Origin of the sequence: Bradyrhizobium sp. F1.13.3 (assembly GCF_040548265.1) — a bacterium.
GTDB lineage: Bacteria > Pseudomonadota > Alphaproteobacteria > Rhizobiales > Xanthobacteraceae > Bradyrhizobium.
In genome coordinates this window covers 42,689-59,360 of the sequence record NZ_JBEPRI010000017.1, presented here as the reverse complement: position 1 = coordinate 59,360, position 16,672 = coordinate 42,689, and the positions used below count along the sequence as shown (strand labels likewise).

Below are 16,672 nucleotides of genomic sequence, written 5' to 3'. Positions count from 1 at the left end.
AGGATGTTTCAGCGCACGTTTGTCGATGTCGTCGACATGGTCGGCTTGGAGCCTGGCACGTGCGACATGGTCTTGGTGGTGGACCCGACCTCCTCGCCCGCCTTCACTTTCGTGCGGGTGTGGGAGCGGCTGAACGTGCCACCCTCATGCGCCTGCGCGCGCGCATTGGAATTGAGCACCGGACCATTGCCCTTGTTCATGCTGGTGCCGGACTGCGCCTTGCCGTTGGCGGACGCGGCGCTGCCGCCGGCTGCAATCGAGGAGCCGGTCTGTCCAGAGCCCGACGTCGACGTGCCGCCGGTGCCGAGCGTGCTGGCCGAGGTGCCGCCGGCCGCAGCCGAACCCCCGGTGCCGCCGGTCATGCTGGTTTGCGCCGACAACGGAGAGGCGGCGGCGAGCAGGAGTGCGACCGACGAGGTCGCGATCAACATTCTCATCTGTGAAATCCTTTTGCTATGGCGACGATGTCGAGATGGTGCAGCCGTTGACCGTGACGGTGCTCGCGCTGGTCGAGCCGGGGCCGCCGGCGGTCGAGGACGAACTCGACACGTTGCCGCCACCGGCCTGGACGTGCACCGACGATCCGCCGGCCGAGCTCGAGCTCGACAGCGAGCCGCTCGATGAGGTCGAGCCGGTTGTGCCCGAACCCGATGATCCCAGCGCGGTGATGCTGCCGTCAGGATGTTTTTCCACCGTGACCCGGCAGGTTTCGCCGGATGCGGTCTTGCCGGTTTTCTGCATGGTTTCCCCCACAGCGGCGCTGCTTATCAAAGTCAAAACTGCGATCGCAACGATTGATCTGTTCATGCCAGTCCTCCTCAGGAAGGACGAAGGAGCGGCATTGCTGCCGCTCCGCCGGCCGGGATGTCAGTCCTTGTCCTTCTTCATCTCGTCCTTGTGGTGACCTTTGCCCTTTTCCATGCCCATGTCGCTGGCATGTCCCGCGGAGGAGCCGGCCGCTCCCACAGTCGAGCCGCTCTTGCCGCCGCCCGCGGACGAGCCGCCGGTGCCGACTGTCGATGCCGAGTTGGAGCCGGAGCCTGCCGCAGAGCCGCCCGTGCCGACGCTGGACGAGCTCTTGCCGCCGCCCGCCGACGAGCCGCCCGTGCCGAGCGTCGAGGCGGAGCCTGAGCCGCTGCCGGAGCCCGCGGCAGAGCCGCCGGTGCCGACGGACGAACTGCTGGTGCCGCCGCCGGCCGACGAGCCGCCGGTGCCAAGCGTCGAGGCCGAGCCCGATCCGCTGCCCGAACCCGCCGATGAACCGCCCGTGCCGACGGTCGAGTTGCTGGTGCCACCGCCGGCTGACGAGCCGCCAGTGCCGACGGTCGAGCTCGACTGCGCCACGGCGAGCGCCGTACCGGCCAGCAGCGCAGCTGCGGCCGCAGACAATTTCAGAATCCTCATCGCTGTCTCCTCCAATGATCAAATTGCCAAAACAGGCTCGGGATAAAGTGGCAGGCCACCGAAACGTTCCTTGGATCGGTATGACGATGTGGAAAATGCGCGCGTATGATCGTGGTCAGGTTCCAGCTGCGAAGCGCAGCGGACTGATGACGAGCGGGAACAGCGAAGTTACGAAAAAGGGCGCGCTAGTCCGACGACAATCCCGTCCTGCGCCGCAGATCCGTGATCGCGCGCAGAAAGCTGTCGGCCGGCGTCGTCTCCGGATCGATCAAGCGGTGCAGACGAAAGCCGTCTTCCAGCGCCAGCACGACGGAGGCCATCCATGGCGGGTTGAGCGTGCCGCCCCTCGCGTTGGTCTTCAGCGTAGCCTCGACGATGTCCGCGACCAGCTTGCGCCGCGCGCGCAGGCGCTTTGCAAGCTCCGGTCGACGCTTCTCGGCGCGCGCGACAAACAGGATCATCTCCATGTGGAGGAGAGGCGAGCGGCCGAGCGGATCCTGCCTCGCGCGATCCATCGCCTTCAGCGCGGCGATGAAGTCGTCGAGATTGTCGTGCTGCGCGAGGATGTCCATGTTGCGCCGTATCGACTGCGCGACATGGTCTTCGAGCATGGCGATGATCAGCTCGTCCTTGCTCTTGAAGTTGGAATAGAACGCGCCGCGGCTGAAGCCGGCCGCCGCCGCGATCGCCTCGATGCTGGCGCCTCCGATGCCGTCTTGCTCGAACACGCGCGCGGCCGCCTCGAACAGCTTGTCGCGCGTGTCGTCCCTGGTCGGCCTGGTTCTCACCCTTGACATCGGAGCAGTTTAGGGCAGAATGCAACTCGATACAACAATGTATCGAGTTGATAATTCAGGGATGGTTACGCTGCGCAAGAGGGGCTGCCCGGCGTATGCGATTCATGCGGCAACCGATATGAGGTCACCATGAACGAGCACGTGCAAGGCACCGGCGGTCCGTTGTTCAATCCGCTGTCGCCGGACTTCATCCGCGATCCCTATCCGCATTATGGCCGGCTCCGCGCGATCTATCCGATCCACGTGACGCCGTTCGGCCAGTTCGTCACGAGCCGCCATGCCGATGTCAGCCTCGTGATGCGCGACAAGCGCTTCGGCAAGGATTTCGTCGAGCGTTCCAAGCGACGCTATAGCGAGAAGATCATGGAGGAGCCGGTCTTCCGCAGCATGAGCCACTGGATGCTGCAGGCCGATCCGCCCGACCACACCCGCCTGCGCGGTCTCGTCGTGAAGGCCTTCACCGCCCGTCGCGTCGAGGACATGCGGCCGCGCATCCAGGAGATCGTCGACCAGACCATCGATGCCGTGATCGACCGCGGCCACATGGACCTGATCGAGGATTTCGCCTTCCGCCTGCCCGTCACCATCATCTGCGACATGCTCGGCATCCCCGAGGACCATCGCGAGACTTTCTATAACAGCTCGCGCGACGGCGGACGGCTGCTCGACCCCGTGCCGCTCTCGCCGGAGGAGATCGCCAAGGGCAACGCCGGCAACATGATGGCGCAGATGTATTTCCAGCAGCTGTTCGAGCTGCGCCGCCGCAACCCCGGCGACGATCTCATCACCCAGCTGGTGCAGGCCGAGGAAGACGGCAACAAGCTCACCAACGAGGAACTGACCGCCAACATCATCCTGTTGTTCGGCGCCGGCCACGAGACCACGGTCAATCTGATCGGCAACGGCCTGCTGGCGCTGCATCGCAATCCGGACCAGCTCGCGCTATTGAAGGCGCGACCGGAGCTAATGGTGGGCGCGATCGAGGAATTTCTGCGCTACGATTCCTCGGTGCAAATGACCGGGCGGGTCGCGCTGGAGGATATCGACGATGTCGGCGGCGCCAAGATCCCGAAGGGCGAGACCGTGCTGTGCCTGCTGGGCTCGGCCAACCGGGACCCGGCGGTCTATCCTGACCGCCCCGACCGGCTCGACGTCACCCGCCAGAATGTGAGGCCGCTGTCGTTCGGCGGCGGTATCCATTTCTGCCTGGGGGCCCAATTGGCCCGCCTCGAGGCCGAGATCGCCATCGCCACGCTGTTGCGTCGGCTGCCGGATCTGCGCATCGACGACGTCGAAAGCCCGGAATGGCGGCCGACCTTCGTGCTGCGCGGCCTGAAGCGGCTGCCTGCGAGCTGGTGATAGCCGCCGGCGTTAACCTCCGCGCGCAACAGTCGCTGTGACTTCGCCACACTTCCCCCTATATAAGGGGCTGTTCCGGTACGTCTGAGGCCCTGCGGCTCAGGCAAGGCCCGCATCCGGTTTGGCCGAGGGGAGACCCGTGCAGACGACGCTGCTCGGATTGGCGATTGCCTTTATCTTAGCGCTGCTGGCCGCTCTGATCGGGCCTTACTTCGTCGACTGGAACCAGTTCAGGCCCCAGTTCGAAGCGGAGGCCGGCAGGATCATCGGCGTGCCGGTGCGGGTGGCGGGCGAGCTCGACGCGCGGCTGTTGCCGGCGCCGACGCTGCGGCTGCGCGGGGTCACCTTCGGCGGCAACAACGATCTCGGTCGCCTGCGCGCCGACAAGCTCGACGTCGAGTTCAGCCTGAGCTCCCTGATGCGCGGCGAATGGCGCGCCACCGAGCTTTCGGTCAACGGCATGGCGGCCGATCTCGGCCTCGACGCGCGCGGGCGGGTCGATTTGCCCTCCACCGCGAGCGGCAGCTTCAATCTGGCTTCGCTGGCGATCGAGCGGCTGAACCTCACCGGCCGCATCGCCCTGCATGATGCCGCCAGCCGTTCGACGCTGGAGCTCAACGACATCGCCTTCTCCGGCGACGTGCGCTCGCTGGCCGGCTCGGTCCGGGGCGACGGCAGTTTCACCGCCACTGGCGTCCGTTATCCGTTCCGCGTCTCCTCCGGCCCGAGCGCCGACGGCAACGCCACCCGCCTCCATCTCAACATCGATCCCGGCGAGCGCGCCATCCTGGCCGATCTCGAAGGCGTGCTTGCCTTCGACAACCGCCTGCCAAAATTCGAGGGCGCGCTGACGCTCGCGGTGCCGGCGCCGAAGAAGCCGGGCGAGGCGGGGCCGATGCCCTGGAAGCTCACCACAAAACTCAAGGCCGATCCGGCCGGCGCCAAGTTCGAGCAGGTTGACGCCAGCTTCGGCACTGAAGACACCGCGCTGAAGCTCGGCGGCGTAGGCGATATCAGGTTCGGCGCTTCGCCGCTGCTGCGTGCGGTGCTGTCTGCGCGCCAGGTCGATGCCGACAAGCTCACGGCTAAAGACGCTAGCGAGCCGCAGCGCATCCTCCCGGCGCTCCGCGCAGGGCTCGCCGCAATCCCGCAGGCGCCGATCCCGGCGCAGATCGAGTTCAACTCCGACCAGATCATGCTCGGCGGCCGTCCGCTCCAGAACATCACGGCCGAGCTTGCGACCGACGGACGATCCTGGACCTTCCAGCGGCTCGAGCTGCGCGCGCCGGGCCAGACGCAGCTCTCGCTCAACGGTGCGACACCCGGCGCCGACAGTTTCAGCGGCCGCCTCAGCGTCGATTCCTCCGATCCCGATACGCTGGTGGCCTGGCTCCAGGGTCGCAACGAGGTCAACCGCCGCAGCACGCGGCCGCTGCGCCTTGCCGGCGACGTGACCATCGCCGCCAACCATTTCGCCATCGACAGGCTGAAAGCCGAGATCGAGGGCGGCGCGGTCGAAGGCCGCATCGCTTTCGTCCAGACCGGCGCGAGCAAGGGCTCGCGGATCGACGCGGAGCTCAAGGCCGACCGCCTCGACCTCGATGCCGCCGCAAGTTTTGTGCGCGCGCTTTCGGGGCCGCAAGGCGAATGGCCGGAGGAAGCGAAGCTTTCGCTCGATATCGGCCGCGCGATCTCGGCCGGGCAGGAGTTGCGTCCGTTCACCGCGAAACTCGGCTACGGGCCCGCATCGCTCTCGCTGGAGCAATTGCGGTTCGGCCAGGCCAGTGGCGTGACCACGGAAGCGAGCGGCAGTTTCGACCGCGCCAAGGCGACGGGCAAGCTCGCGCTGAAATCCTCCGCCAATTCGCTGCGCGATCTCACCGCACTTATGGAGCCGTTTGCGCCTTCGGTGCGCGCGCGCTTCGACGCCATCCCGACGCTGCCAGGTGCGACCCGCCTCAAGCTCGACCTCAGCCTCGACAAGAACGCCGAGCACGCCGATCGCAACGATGCGCGCGCGGTGATCGAGCTCGACGCGCCGCAGCTCAAGGCCACCGCGACGCTGGCCGCGCAGACACCGGTGGCCGCCGTCAACGGCATCGACATCGACCGCTTGCGCAACAGCGACTTCACGCTGGATTCGAAAGTCTCGACACCGCAGGCCAGTTCGCTGCTGGCGTTGCTTGGGCTCGATCGCGTGGTGGCCGCAGGCGAGGGCGCTTCGCAGTTCGAAGGCCGCTTGAGCGGTGCGTGGCGCCATCAGCTGCAATTGAATGCAAAGCTCAGCGGCGGCGGGCTGGACGCGGACGCACAAGGCAACGTCGAATTGTCGGAGCCGAAAGGCAGCGTGAATTTGCGGGTGCGCAATGCCAATCTGGCGCCGCTGTTCGGGACCAGCCCGGCCGATAAATCCGTGCAGAGCGTCAATCTATCCTCGCGCGTCGGCCTCTCCGGCAACCGCCTGACCTTCAACGATCTCGACAGCACCGTGGCCGGATCGCATTTACGGGGGCATCTGGCGGTGACGCTCGATCCGGAGAAGACCGTCGACGGCGAAGTCGGCCTCGATACGCTCGACCTCGTGCCGGCGCTCGCGGTGGCCATCGGCGCGGCCGGACACGATGCCAATGCGCCGTTGAGTGCCGGGCTTCTCGGCGGCTGGCGCGGCCGCGTCGCCTTCCAGGCGTTGCACGGCACGTTGCCCGGCGGCATCGAGCTGCGCCCCTTCGGCGGCACGATCCGGAGCGACGGTCAGTCGCTCGCTCTCGACGCAATGAAGGGCGGCGTCGGCGGCGGCGAGATGTCGGCGAGCCTCGATGCGCGCAATGGCGCCAATGGTCTGACGTTGAACGCGCGCATCGAGCTCGGCAAAGTCGACGCGGCGGCGCTACGCTATCGCGACCTCGCGCTGCCGAAGGGACGCGCCTCGGCGCAGATGGCGCTGACCAGTCAGGGCCGCAGCGTCGCGGCGCTCACCGGCGCGCTCGCCGGAAACGGCACGGTGACGCTCGAATCCGCTGAAATCTCCGGCCTCAATCCGCGCGCCTTCGAGATCGCCATCCGTGCCAGCGACGGCGGCCAGGTTGCCGACGACAACCGGCTGCGGCAGTTGGTCGAGCCCGCACTGTCGGCGGGTCCGATTGCAGTGGCCTCGGCGCAGATCCCGTTCACGATCCGCGACGGGCGCCTGCGCGTCGGCGCAACGTCGCTGGAGGCGAAGAACGCGCGTGCCATCGTCTCCGGCGGCTACGACATCCCCGCCGACCAGGCCGACATCCGCGCCAGCCTGACGCCGATCATGACCGGGCTCTCCGGCGCACCGCCGGAAATCCAGCTGTTCGCGGCCGGTCCCCCCGACAGGCTCAATCGCACCGTCGATCTCGGGCCGCTGTCGTCGTGGCTCGCGGTGCGCACGATCGACCGCGAGACGCGCCGCCTGGACGCCATCGAGCGCGGCGAGCCGCCGCCGGCCACCGCCGCACTGCCGACGCTGGTCTCGCCCGATCCGGCGCCGGAGCCGTCGCTGCTGGACGTGCCGATGCCCGGCCGCGATCCGCGCCGTGCGCCGCCGCCGAAACCCAAGGCCGATATCAGGGTTGCGCCGACGCCGAAGGCGCCGCAGGCTGCTCCCGCAGCGCCAAGCCCTCCACTCACAAGCCCTCCACTGACAAGCCCGCCGCTCGCAAGCACGCAGATCGCGCCGTTGCCCCCGCCGATCGACGTCAGGCCGGCCCCCGGCCCGCCGCCCGCAAAGCCCAAGCCAAAGCCGCCGCTGGTCCTGACGCCGTCGAATCCTTGACTGTTTCCCTGGCTTTTTAACGAATTTTGCTCGGCAAAACTGATCTGACGACTTTACCGGATTCTCGCGTTTGTTCCCTAGTCTCTGGTCCCAGAGGAACTCGGCGTCCTGCCGGCACAAGCAGGATGGCTAGCCAAGAACTGGGGTCATCGGGATGAACGGCGCGACAACACTTCTGCAGGATCTGGACGACGCGATCGCACGCGGCACCGACGAAAGCCGGACCAAGGCGCTGTGGCACGCGACCGACATTCTGATCACCGGCCGCTACAGCGACGACGAGATCAGCACGTTCGGCGAAGTCATCGGTCGGCTCGCCGACGAGATCGAGGTTGCTGCGCGCGTGCAACTCTCCGAGGTCATGGCAGCCTGCGATCACGCTCCGCTCAATGTCATTGCGCAACTCGCGACCGCCGACGAGATCGAGGTCGCCGGTCCCGTACTGCGCGACTCCAATCGTCTCGACGAGAAGCTGCTGGTCGAGAGCGCCATGACCAAGAGCCAGTTGCATCTGCTCGCGATCGCGCAGCGCAAGTCGATCGGGGAGGCCGTCACCGACGTGCTCGTCAAGCGCGGCGACCAGGAGGTCGTGACGTCGGTTGCCAGGAACGAGGGCGCGCGCTTCTCCGGTTCGGGTCTGCTCCACATGGTCCGCCGCGCCGAGGGTGACTCGATTCTTGCCGAGCAGCTTGGCTTGCGCAAGGACGTGCCGCGCCACATCTTCCAGCAGCTGATCTCGAAGGCGTCGGAGGACGTCCGCCGCCGGCTCGAGCACGAGCGCCCCGAAATGATGGCGCAGATCCAGAGCTCGGTAAGCGACGTCACCGGCGACCTGCAATCCAAGTTCGGGCCGTCCTCGCGCAGCTATTTCGTCGCCAAGCGCGTGGTGACGACGCAGTACCGGCAGGGCAACCTCAACCAGGACTCGATCTCGAACTATGCGCGCCAGCATCGCTTCGACGAGGTGCAGATCGGCCTGTCGCTGTTGTCGTCGCTGCCGGTCGACGTGATCGAGCGGGCGATGATGGACCGCAATCGCGAGATGATCCTGGTGCTGTGCAAGGCCCTCGATTTCTCCTGGGACACCACGATGTCGCTGCTGTTCCTCGGCGCCAAGGATCATCTGATCACGGCGCGCGAGCTCCACGACAACGAGCGCGATTTCGGCAAGCTCAAGATCGAGACCTCGCGCAGCGTCTTGAAATTCTACCAGTCGCGCAAGACCGCGGGTGCCGACGCGGGCCGTCAGCCCGAGCTCCAGGTACACTGAGCGAGAGGGAGTATCTGCAATGTTGCCTCAATTCGGCACCGCCGTTCGCAAGAAGAACCTCAACAAGGCCGCAGCCGGCGAGATCGGCGGCGGAGCAGCGGACCAGGCCTCGGTCGATGCCGCCTGGCTCGTGCTGGAAGCCGCCAACGATCTCGGTGATCATGCCGCGATCGAGGCTTGCCGTCGCGTCCTCGACGCCGAGCTGAACGGCACGGCGGCCGGCAGCGCGGATGTCGATCTCGTGTTGGGGTATTTCAGGTAAGACTCGTAGGCGTCCGCTCCAACCGGGCGATAGCGCCGCTTCCACACCGTCATTGCGAGCGCAGCGAAGCAATCCAGACTCTTTCCGCGGCGGCAGTCTGGATTGCTTCGCTGTGCTCGCAATGACGGAGAGCAGGGCACCGCCGTCGCTCCTTCGATGGCACATTACCTCGCCGACAGCAGCGCAGTCCCAGCCTGCGCGGCCACCACGCGGACACACGCATCGCACGCAGCTGTGATCTCCGGAACTTGCCGACGCGGGTAACGCCGGAAGCTCTCCTTCGTACAGCCTTCAGCGAGCGTAGTCTCGCAGAGCTGATGGATGTGAAACCGGGGAGACATGGTCGGATGAAAGAGTTCAACATCGCTGAGGTCGGGGGCGGTTCCTATCGCCCTCTCGCACTTCTCCGCTGGGTCATGGTGATCATATTCGTATCGTTCGGCATGCAGAAATTCACGCCGCAATCCGCGCAGGGCATCGCGCAGTTCATCAGCAACAGCCCGTTCATCTCCTGGCTGTCGGTGTTCGGCCTGAGGGGAGAGGCCTATGTCCTCGGTGTTGCTGAATTCGTGATCGCGGCGCTGCTCGCGGCCGGCAGCTTCAGCCCGGTTTCGTCCGCCCTCGGTTCATTGATGGGCATGGTGACCTTCGCGATCACCTGGTCGTTCTTCTTCACGACCCCGGGCGTCGTCAAATGGAGCCTTTCATCCGATCCGATGGCGTGGAATCTGACCGGCGAATTTCTGTTCAAGGACATCGTCCTGCTGTGCGTTTGCGCGGTGTTGTTTCTGGCCTCCCTGCCGCAATCGGTTGTCCGCCTGCGCACCGGGTGATCGCCAGGCCGTCTCTCACCGCCGAATCCGGTAGATCACGACGTCTTCGCCGTGACGGAACGTGGTTTGCTCGAGGAGATAGTTGGACTTCTCCAGGACGCGGCGCGATGCGCCATTGCCGACATAGACCAGGCCGATGAGGGACGGTAGCTCGTAGTGTAACAGTCCGATATCCGTCAGCGCCGTGGCGATCTCGCTTGCAAGTCCGCGGCCCCAGAATTCGCGCTTGAACGCATAGGCAATCTCGATCTCGTCGATTTCGTCCACCAGGATGTGCCGGATGCCCGCTCGCCCGGCGAATGCCCCGTCTTTCGTTCGCAGCACCCACAGCCCGAAGCCATGCTGGTCCCAATGCGCGATATTCGCATCGATATAGGTCTTGGTCCTCTCCGCCGAACGGACGCCGCCGAGATAGCGCGACACGTCCGCATCGAGATGCAATGCGACGAGGTGCGCGAGGTGATCCTCACGAAGCCTCTCGGCAGTCAGGTTCTCTGTGCTGAAATGATCCATGGACCCGGATAGCCGTTTTCGGAGCAGGGCAAGATGCGCGCCTTCGCCGCCCCTCATGATTTCTAACACATCCTAACGGGCAATTTCGGCGGCATCCGGTCAATGTCTCCATGGAAAAGCGGTGGAATTCCCAAACAAGCACGAAGCTCGACGGAGATTGCATGACGTCCAAAACGCAAATCGAATCACTGCAACGGCCCGCGAGCGTCTCGCGCCGCGGTTTCGTGGGAGGCCTGTCGGCGGGCGTTCTGGGGGCGGTTGCGACCGAAGCGGCGGCGGCGCAAACCCTGGCCGAAATCCCTGATCGCGGGCCCGGCGCCGATCTCGGTGCTCACAGCGAACGATCGCGCTTCGTCAAGATCGATCGCATTCCCGAGGCAACACCAGGCAAGCGCAACGTCGACCCCAGTGATGCCATCAACTCCAAGACGCCGCATCAGAAGCTGGTGGGCAACATCACGCCAACCGATCTGCATTACGAGCGCAGCCATTCCGGGGTGCCGGACATCGATCCGGCGCAGCACCGTCTGCTCATCCATGGCCTGGTTCAGAAGCCGCTGGTGTTCAGCGTCGACGATCTCAAGCGGATGCCGTCCGTCACGCGCGTGGTCTTTATCGAATGCACCGGAAACGGCTGGGAAAACTGGAAGAAGGCAGACCCTGACCTGACGGTGCAGAACACGCATGGCCTCGTCAGCACCAATGAGTGGACTGGCGTTCCGCTGAAGTTCCTCATTGGTCTCGCGGGCAAGGAGAAGAACTCGAATTGGATGCTCGCGGAGGGAGGCGACGGCGCGGGCGTCGACCGCAGCATTCCGTTGACCGACGAAATCGTGAACGAGGCCTTTGTCGCCTACGGTCAGAACGGCGAACCACTGCGCCCCGCGCACGGGTTTCCAATGCGACTGGTGATGCCGGGTTTCGAGGGCAACCTCAACATCAAATGGCTGCGCCGCCTCAAGTTTGGCACTGAGCCCTGGATGACCCGCTGGGAGACAGCGCGCTACACGCAGCTGCTCGCCAACGGCAAGGCCCGCCAGTTCCAGCTGAGGATGGAAACCAACTCCGTCATCACACAGCCCTCGGGCACGATGCAGATCCAGCCCGGCTACAACATTATCTCCGGTCTCGCCTGGAGCGGCCATGGCAAGATCGCCAGGGTCGAGATATCGACTGACGGCGCGAAAATCTGGAAACAGGCGCAGCTGAATCAGCCGGTGCTGTCGAAGGCCCAGGTTCGATTTCAGATGGATTGGGTCTGGGACGGTAAGCCGACAAGGATCGTGAGCCGCGCGACCGACGAGCAAGGCAATGTTCAGCCGGACCGGCAGTCCTTCATCGCTGCGATGGGGACCAATGCGCTGTTCCACTACAACGCCCAGCAGACCTGGAGCATCGACGAGGCCGGGAGGGTCCGCAATGTCCTCGCATAATAATCGGCTTGTTGCTGCGGCTCTCGCGCTCGGCCTGCTCGCGGCGCCCGCATCTGCATTCGATTTCGGCCGTCCCGCGACTCCGGAGGAGATCAAGCTATGGGACATCGACGTAACACCCGATGGCAAGGGGCTGCCTGTCGGCAGCGGCACGGTTGCGCAGGGTAAGCAGGTCTTCGCCGACAATTGCACGGCCTGTCATGGCGACAACGGCCAGGGCGGGATCAAGGATCGTCTGGCCGGTGGGCAGGGCACACTCGCCTCCAGCGCGCCGGTCAAGACCGTCGGCAGCTTCTGGCCCTATGCGACGACCTTGTACGACTACATCCACCGCGCGATGCCATATCCCACACCGGGTTCGCTCAGCACCGACGACACCTATGCCGTCACCGCCTACATCCTGAGTCTGAATGGCATCGTTCCCCCCGACGGCAAGGTTGATAAGGACAGCTTGCCGAAGATCAAGATGCCCAACCGCGACGGCTTCATTCCGGACCCGGAATTCGATCCGGCAAAACTATTCCGCAAGAAATGAGCGTGTGATCATGAGGGTTTCGGCGCTGCTCAAGATCCTCGTCCTGGTTGCTGCGACATGTTTATGGGAGACCCAAGCAATGGCCGTCGACGGACTGATCACGATCAGGAGCAGTTTCGGCCCTGAAGAGACGATGAAGCGGCTGGAAGCCGAGGTGACGGCCAAGGGCCTCACTATATTCGCCCATGTCGATCATGCCGCGGGCGCCGCTGCTGCCGGCCTGCCGTTGCGCCCGACCAATCTCATCATCTTCGGGAACGCAAGGGGTGGTACGCCATTGATGCAGCAGTCGCAGACCAGCGGCATCGATCTGCCGCTGAAGGCGCTGGTCTGGCAGGACGAACAAGGCGCGACCTGGCTGTCCTACAATGATCCGGCGTATATCGCCGGGCGTCATGGCATCGGCGAGCCGGCCAAGGCTGCAATTGTCGCTATGACGGCGGCCCTGCACGCGATCGCGACCAAGGTCACCGCCCCCTAGCGCAATGGGACGACCGCGCGACGCGTGCGCCATGAGGAGAGATCCATGAACAGCACAGACGGGCAACCGGAATCACCCGCTCCCGGGGACGGCAAGATCGCCAGATGGGCGGTCATAGCGGTGTTATGCGCCCTCCTCGTCGGTGCCGGCGCGCTCGGCTATCTCGGCTGGTTCAGCACGACAACGGAGGTGCCAGCGTCGGGCTATGTCGCACTGGTGCTCGGTGTCGTGTTTTCGCTGGTGGTCGGCATCGGCTTGATGGCGCTGGTGTTCTACAGCAGCCGCAAGGGTTATGACGAACCGGCGGTGCTGATCCGGGAGCCGGAGAGCGAGTCGGACCAAGAAGGCGTCAGCTCAGGCTCCACCACACCGAGCGAACGCACCGAGCGAGTACGCTGAGCCGGATGCTCGCTTCGAATCCCGGGGGGGGGGCTTCGTCCTCTCCGCCGGACGCACGCCGCCGAAATATCGGGACACCTCGGCATCGAGATGCAACGCGACGAGGTCGGCCAGGTGATCTTCACGAAGCCTCTCGGCGGTTAGCCTAGCCGTGCTGAAGTGTTCCATTGGGAACAGATAGCCGCTTCCAAGGCGAGGCGTCGAGCAACATTGACGCGGAATAACTTGGCTGTCAGTGCTTTTTACCATTGCGAGGACGCGCTTCGTTGGGGGGTACGGTTCCAGCGAATGTTCTGAAGCGGAGTGGCAATGGATTTCGAGCGCGACATAGCCAGGGTCAGCGGAATCGCTGCGGTTTCGACCATCCTGGACGTGGTCAGCCGGACCACCGGCATGGGGTTTACCGCCGTTGCCCGCGTCACCGAGGACAGGTGGATCACCTGTGCCTCGCGTGACGAGCTTGCGTTCGGGCTGAAACCCGGTGACGAGCTCAAGGTCGAGACCACGATCTGCCATGAGATCCGGCAGAGCCGTGACGCCGTCGTCATCGAGAATGTCAGCGAAGACGCCGCGTACTGCACGCATCACACACCTGCGCAATATGGCTTCCAAAGCTACATCTCCGTGCCGATCATTCTTCCCGACGGTTCATTCTTCGGAACTCTTTGCGCCATCGATCCGAAGCCGCGCAAGCTTCGGACCCCCGAGATCATCGGCATGTTCAAGCTTTTTGCGGAGCTGATCGCGTCTCACCTCGACGCGGCCGAGCGCGTCGAGCTGATCGAGAACAGGCTCGCGCTGGAACAACGCAATGCCGAACTGCGCGAGCAGTTCATCGCCGTGCTCGGTCACGACCTCAGAAACCCTCTTGCCTCGATCCAGGGCGGGCTGCGGCTTCTGAACAAGAAGGTCGATGACGAGGGGAAGAGCTGGATCAACCTGCTGCAGGGAAGCGTGGCCCGGATGGCGGGCCTGATCGACAATGTCATGGACTTCGCCCGCGCGCGGCTCGGCTCCGGGATGCAGCTCAAGCTGAAAGAACAGCCGCTCGAGCCTGTCATCAAGCAGATTGTCGCGGAGTTCGAATACGTGCATCCGGATCGCGTTATTGAAACGGTGGTCAACGTTCCGGTGAGTGTGAGGATCGATGCCGGCCGCATAGGTCAGATGCTGTCCAATCTTCTCGGCAACGCGATTTCTTATGGAGCCGCCGACGAGCCGATCAGGGTGCTGGCGCAGACGACCGAAGCCGGCTTCGACATCAGCGTTATCAACAAAGGCGCGCCAATTCCGGCTGATGCGATCCCGCGCCTTTTCACTGCGTTCGATCGTGGCGACGTTCTGCCGAACCAGAAAGGGCTTGGGCTCGGATTGTACATCGCCCAGGAGATCGCGCGCGCCCATGGTGGATTGATCGCCGCGTTGTCGATGCGGGATGAAACGGTTTTCACCGCGTCGTTCCCGGCGAGACAGGCCAGTGGCTGAGAAGGCGTGCCACGCTCCGGTACCTAGCCGTCACCGAGCGTCTGGCCAATTCTCGAACAATGCCATCATGCGCCTGTTTTGCCCGACGGCGCAACTGGCCTTGTGTGCCGGCGTTGGGTCGGGCCAGCTACGGTCAGCTGATTTAGCACACGCGTAACCCATTGATCTCACAGCGTCGGTCTACTGTGCATGGGGTTGTTTTCGCGTTTTTGAGTTTCGAGAGGGGCTACCCCGCCCCGAACGCGAGCGCGACATTGTAGGTCAGAAGGCTCGCGGCGTAGGCCAGCACCAGCATGTAGAAGAAGGTGACAGCCATCCAGGTCCAGCTTCCGGTCTCGCGCCGGATCACGGCGAGCGTGGATGCGCATTGCGGGGCGAAGATGTACCAGGCCAGCATCGACAGCGCGGTCGCGAGCGACCATTTCGTCGCCAGCACCTGGCCGATCTGCTCGGCCGCTTCCTTGCCGCCTTCGATCGCATAGACGGTGCCGAGCGCCGCGACCGCCACCTCGCGCGCCGCCATGCCGGGGATCAGCGCGACCGCGATCTGCCAGTTGAAGCCGACCGGCGCCAGCAGCGGCTCGAGCGCCTTGCCGATGATCGCGGCCAGGCTGAAGTCGATCGCCGGCTCGGTTGCGCCCGCGGGCGGCTGCGGGAACGAGGCCAGGAACCAGATCAGCACCATCATCGAGAATATCGTGGTGCCGGCGCGGTGCAGGAACATCTTGGCCCGCGTATAGACGCCGATCGCGATCGATTTCAGCCGCGGCATCTTGTAGTCCGGCAGCTCCAGCATGAACGGCGCCGGCGCATAGTCGCGCAGCATGAAGAACTTGATCAGGAACGAGACGGCAAGTGCGCTGGCGATGCCGATGGCATAGAGGCCGAACATCACCAGGCCCTGGAGGTTGATGAAGCCCCAGACGTCCCTGGCCGGAATGAAGGCGGAGATGATCAGCGTGTAGACGGGAATGCGCGCCGAGCAGGTCATCAGCGGCGCGATCAGGATCGTGGTCAACCGGTCGCGCTTGTTGTCGATCACGCGCGTCGCCATGATGCCGGGGATGGCGCAGGCAAAGCTCGACAGCAGCGGAATGAAGGCGCGGCCGTGCAGGCCGGCGCCGCCCATGATGCGGTCCATCAGGAACGCGGCACGCGCCATGTAGCCGAAATCTTCCAGCAGCAGGATGAACAGGAAGATGATGATGATCTGCGGCAGGAACACGATGACGCTGCCGACGCCTGATATCACGCCGTTCTGAAGGAAGCTCTGCAGCAGGCCGGCGGGCAGGGTGGCGTGCACGAACTCACCGAGGGAGTCGAAACCCGAATTGAGCAGCTCCATCAGCGGCTGCGCCCAGGCGAACACCGCCTGGAACATCACGAACAGGATGGCCGCGAGCACGATCAGCCCGCCGACGGGATGCAGCACGATCGCGTCGATCCGCGCGGTCCAGGTGTCGGGGCGAGCAGGCAGGCTGACGCAGTCGGCGATGATGCGGTCGGCTTCGCGCTGGGTGGCGCGCAGATCGGCCACGCTGAGCGCCCGCCAATTATTCTCTCCCGGCTCGGCGGCGAGCTTTGCCGAAATCTCGTCGGTCAGCGACAGCAGGTCGGCCGTGCCGCCCTTGCGCACCGCGATCGAGGTGACCACGGGCACGCCGAGCTCCTTGGCGAGCCGCGCGACGTCGACAGTGATGCCGCGGCGGGTCGCGATGTCGAACATGTTGAGCACGAGGATCATCGGCCGGCCGGTGCGCTTGAGCTCCAGCAGCAGGCGGATGGTCAGGCGCAGATTGGTCGAATCCGCCACGCACAGCACAAGGTCGGGCAGGGTCTCGCCGGTGGCCTTGCCGAGCACGAAGTCGCGGGTGATCTCCTCGTCCGGGCTGCGGCCGCGCAGCGAATAGGTGCCGGGCAGGTCGACCACGGAGACCTGGCGGCCCAACGGCGTGACGAAGAAGCCTTCCTTGCGCTCGACGGTGACGCCGGGATAGTTCGCGACCTTCTGCCGGCTGCCGGTCAGCGCATTGAACAGCGAGGTCTTACCGCTGTTTGGCGTGCCCACCAGGGCGAGATGAAGTAGGGGCAATTCCATGGAA

At 64.8% G+C, this 16,672-nt stretch carries 16 protein-coding genes and 1 pseudogene; 11 read left to right on the top strand and 6 right to left on the bottom strand.

The genetic code is table 11. The features are described from left to right. Positions 1 to 8 precede the first annotated feature (8 nt). The gene (locus tag ABIB66_RS34180) at positions 9 to 431 is read right to left on the bottom strand and encodes a hypothetical protein (RefSeq protein ID WP_018454312.1); all 423 of its coding nucleotides are present in this window, start codon (positions 429 to 431) and stop codon (positions 9 to 11) included. Positions 432 to 484: 53 nt separating this feature from the next. Between ABIB66_RS34180 and ABIB66_RS34175 the strand changes: the two genes are divergently transcribed. Further along, positions 485 to 904, top strand: coding sequence for a hypothetical protein (locus tag ABIB66_RS34175; protein ID WP_354257662.1), 420 nt, complete (start codon positions 485 to 487; stop codon positions 902 to 904). Here the strand turns inward: ABIB66_RS34175 and ABIB66_RS34170 are convergent. Both ABIB66_RS34170 and ABIB66_RS34165 read right to left on the bottom strand, forming a co-directional pair. After that, entirely contained in the window at positions 868 to 1,404 is a 537-nt protein-coding gene (locus tag ABIB66_RS34170; protein WP_354205430.1) for a hypothetical protein, read from the bottom strand. The two genes, ABIB66_RS34175 and ABIB66_RS34170, sit on opposite strands and share 37 nt — an antisense overlap. A 185-nt stretch (positions 1,405 to 1,589) precedes the next feature. Beyond that, the gene (locus ABIB66_RS34165; protein WP_354205432.1) at positions 1,590 to 2,201 is read right to left on the bottom strand and encodes a TetR/AcrR family transcriptional regulator; all 612 of its coding nucleotides are present in this window, start codon (positions 2,199 to 2,201) and stop codon (positions 1,590 to 1,592) included. A 129-nt stretch (positions 2,202 to 2,330) separates the two neighbouring features. Here ABIB66_RS34165 and ABIB66_RS34160 point away from each other — a divergent pair, with 129 nt between their 5' ends. The 5 genes from ABIB66_RS34160 to ABIB66_RS34140 all read left to right on the top strand — a co-directional run bounded on the left by ABIB66_RS34160 (position 2,331) and on the right by ABIB66_RS34140 (position 9,724). After that, positions 2,331 to 3,560, top strand: coding sequence for a cytochrome P450 (locus tag ABIB66_RS34160; RefSeq protein WP_354205434.1), 1,230 nt, complete (start codon positions 2,331 to 2,333; stop codon positions 3,558 to 3,560). Between the two features lie 139 nt (positions 3,561 to 3,699). Then, a complete protein-coding gene (locus tag ABIB66_RS34155) occupies positions 3,700 to 7,359 on the top strand; it encodes an AsmA family protein (protein ID WP_354205436.1) in 3,660 nt (1,219 codons plus the stop codon). A 154-nt stretch (positions 7,360 to 7,513) separates the two neighbouring features. Next, positions 7,514 to 8,629: a DUF2336 domain-containing protein gene (locus tag ABIB66_RS34150; RefSeq protein WP_354205438.1), complete on the top strand. Its 1,116-nt coding sequence runs from the start codon at positions 7,514 to 7,516 to the stop codon at positions 8,627 to 8,629. Positions 8,630 to 8,648: 19 nt separating this feature from the next. After that, positions 8,649 to 8,891: a hypothetical protein gene (locus tag ABIB66_RS34145; protein ID WP_275173462.1), complete on the top strand. Its 243-nt coding sequence runs from the start codon at positions 8,649 to 8,651 to the stop codon at positions 8,889 to 8,891. A gap of 347 nt (positions 8,892 to 9,238) precedes the next feature. Beyond that, positions 9,239 to 9,724 carry a YkgB family protein gene (locus ABIB66_RS34140; RefSeq protein WP_354205441.1) on the top strand — a complete coding sequence of 162 codons (486 nt, stop codon included), beginning with the start codon at positions 9,239 to 9,241 and terminating at the stop codon, positions 9,722 to 9,724. Positions 9,725 to 9,739: 15 nt separating this feature from the next. Here the strand turns inward: ABIB66_RS34140 and ABIB66_RS34135 are convergent, their stop codons facing one another. Beyond that, positions 9,740 to 10,237, bottom strand: coding sequence for a GNAT family N-acetyltransferase (locus ABIB66_RS34135; RefSeq protein WP_354205443.1), 498 nt, complete (start codon positions 10,235 to 10,237; stop codon positions 9,740 to 9,742). A 161-nt stretch (positions 10,238 to 10,398) separates the two neighbouring features. Between ABIB66_RS34135 and soxC the strand changes: the two genes are divergently transcribed. From soxC to ABIB66_RS34115, 4 genes are read left to right on the top strand one after another with little or no spacing between them, the layout of a single operon-like run. Then, positions 10,399 to 11,670, top strand: a complete 1,272-nt coding sequence (gene soxC, locus ABIB66_RS34130) for a sulfite dehydrogenase (protein WP_354257659.1) — start codon at positions 10,399 to 10,401, stop codon at positions 11,668 to 11,670. Beyond that, positions 11,657 to 12,205: a c-type cytochrome gene (locus ABIB66_RS34125; RefSeq protein WP_275173477.1), complete on the top strand. Its 549-nt coding sequence runs from the start codon at positions 11,657 to 11,659 to the stop codon at positions 12,203 to 12,205. Before soxC ends, ABIB66_RS34125 begins: the two co-directional genes overlap by 14 nt. Before the next feature lie 10 nt (positions 12,206 to 12,215). After that, positions 12,216 to 12,686: a DUF302 domain-containing protein gene (locus ABIB66_RS34120; protein ID WP_007600956.1), complete on the top strand. Its 471-nt coding sequence runs from the start codon at positions 12,216 to 12,218 to the stop codon at positions 12,684 to 12,686. Positions 12,687 to 12,731: 45 nt separating this feature from the next. Next, entirely contained in the window at positions 12,732 to 13,085 is a 354-nt protein-coding gene (locus ABIB66_RS34115) for a hypothetical protein (RefSeq protein WP_354205448.1), read from the top strand. Positions 13,086 to 13,118: 33 nt separating this feature from the next. Here the strand turns inward: ABIB66_RS34115 and ABIB66_RS34110 are convergent. After that, positions 13,119 to 13,253, bottom strand: a pseudogene (locus tag ABIB66_RS34110) (GNAT family N-acetyltransferase); the annotation flags it as partial. Between the two features lie 141 nt (positions 13,254 to 13,394). Here ABIB66_RS34110 and ABIB66_RS34105 point away from each other — a divergent pair. Continuing rightward, the gene (locus tag ABIB66_RS34105; RefSeq protein ID WP_354205450.1) at positions 13,395 to 14,570 is read left to right on the top strand and encodes a GAF domain-containing sensor histidine kinase; all 1,176 of its coding nucleotides are present in this window, start codon (positions 13,395 to 13,397) and stop codon (positions 14,568 to 14,570) included. Between the two features lie 226 nt (positions 14,571 to 14,796). On the opposite strand, the gene feoB is transcribed toward ABIB66_RS34105, so the two are convergent. Beyond that, positions 14,797 to 16,668, bottom strand: a complete 1,872-nt coding sequence (gene feoB / locus ABIB66_RS34100) for a ferrous iron transporter B (RefSeq protein ID WP_275173484.1) — start codon at positions 16,666 to 16,668, stop codon at positions 14,797 to 14,799. Between the last annotated feature and the right edge of the window lie 4 nt (positions 16,669 to 16,672).

Coding starts and splice junctions, on each gene's coding strand:
- ABIB66_RS34180 (WP_018454312.1), bottom strand. CDS start 431: ATGTTGATCGCGACCTCGTCGGTCGCACTCCTGCTCGCCGCCGCCTCT.
- ABIB66_RS34170 (WP_354205430.1), bottom strand. CDS start 1,404: ATGAGGATTCTGAAATTGTCTGCGGCCGCAGCTGCGCTGCTGGCCGGT.
- ABIB66_RS34165 (WP_354205432.1), bottom strand. CDS start 2,201: ATGTCAAGGGTGAGAACCAGGCCGACCAGGGACGACACGCGCGACAAG.
- ABIB66_RS34160 (WP_354205434.1), top strand. CDS start 2,331: ATGAACGAGCACGTGCAAGGCACCGGCGGTCCGTTGTTCAATCCGCTG.
- ABIB66_RS34150 (WP_354205438.1), top strand. CDS start 7,514: ATGAACGGCGCGACAACACTTCTGCAGGATCTGGACGACGCGATCGCA.
- ABIB66_RS34145 (WP_275173462.1), top strand. CDS start 8,649: ATGTTGCCTCAATTCGGCACCGCCGTTCGCAAGAAGAACCTCAACAAG.
- ABIB66_RS34140 (WP_354205441.1), top strand. CDS start 9,239: ATGAAAGAGTTCAACATCGCTGAGGTCGGGGGCGGTTCCTATCGCCCT.
- ABIB66_RS34135 (WP_354205443.1), bottom strand. CDS start 10,237: ATGGATCATTTCAGCACAGAGAACCTGACTGCCGAGAGGCTTCGTGAG.
- soxC (WP_354257659.1), top strand. CDS start 10,399: ATGACGTCCAAAACGCAAATCGAATCACTGCAACGGCCCGCGAGCGTC.
- ABIB66_RS34125 (WP_275173477.1), top strand. CDS start 11,657: ATGTCCTCGCATAATAATCGGCTTGTTGCTGCGGCTCTCGCGCTCGGC.
- ABIB66_RS34120 (WP_007600956.1), top strand. CDS start 12,216: ATGAGGGTTTCGGCGCTGCTCAAGATCCTCGTCCTGGTTGCTGCGACA.
- ABIB66_RS34115 (WP_354205448.1), top strand. CDS start 12,732: ATGAACAGCACAGACGGGCAACCGGAATCACCCGCTCCCGGGGACGGC.
- ABIB66_RS34105 (WP_354205450.1), top strand. CDS start 13,395: ATGGATTTCGAGCGCGACATAGCCAGGGTCAGCGGAATCGCTGCGGTT.
- feoB (WP_275173484.1), bottom strand. CDS start 16,668: ATGGAATTGCCCCTACTTCATCTCGCCCTGGTGGGCACGCCAAACAGC.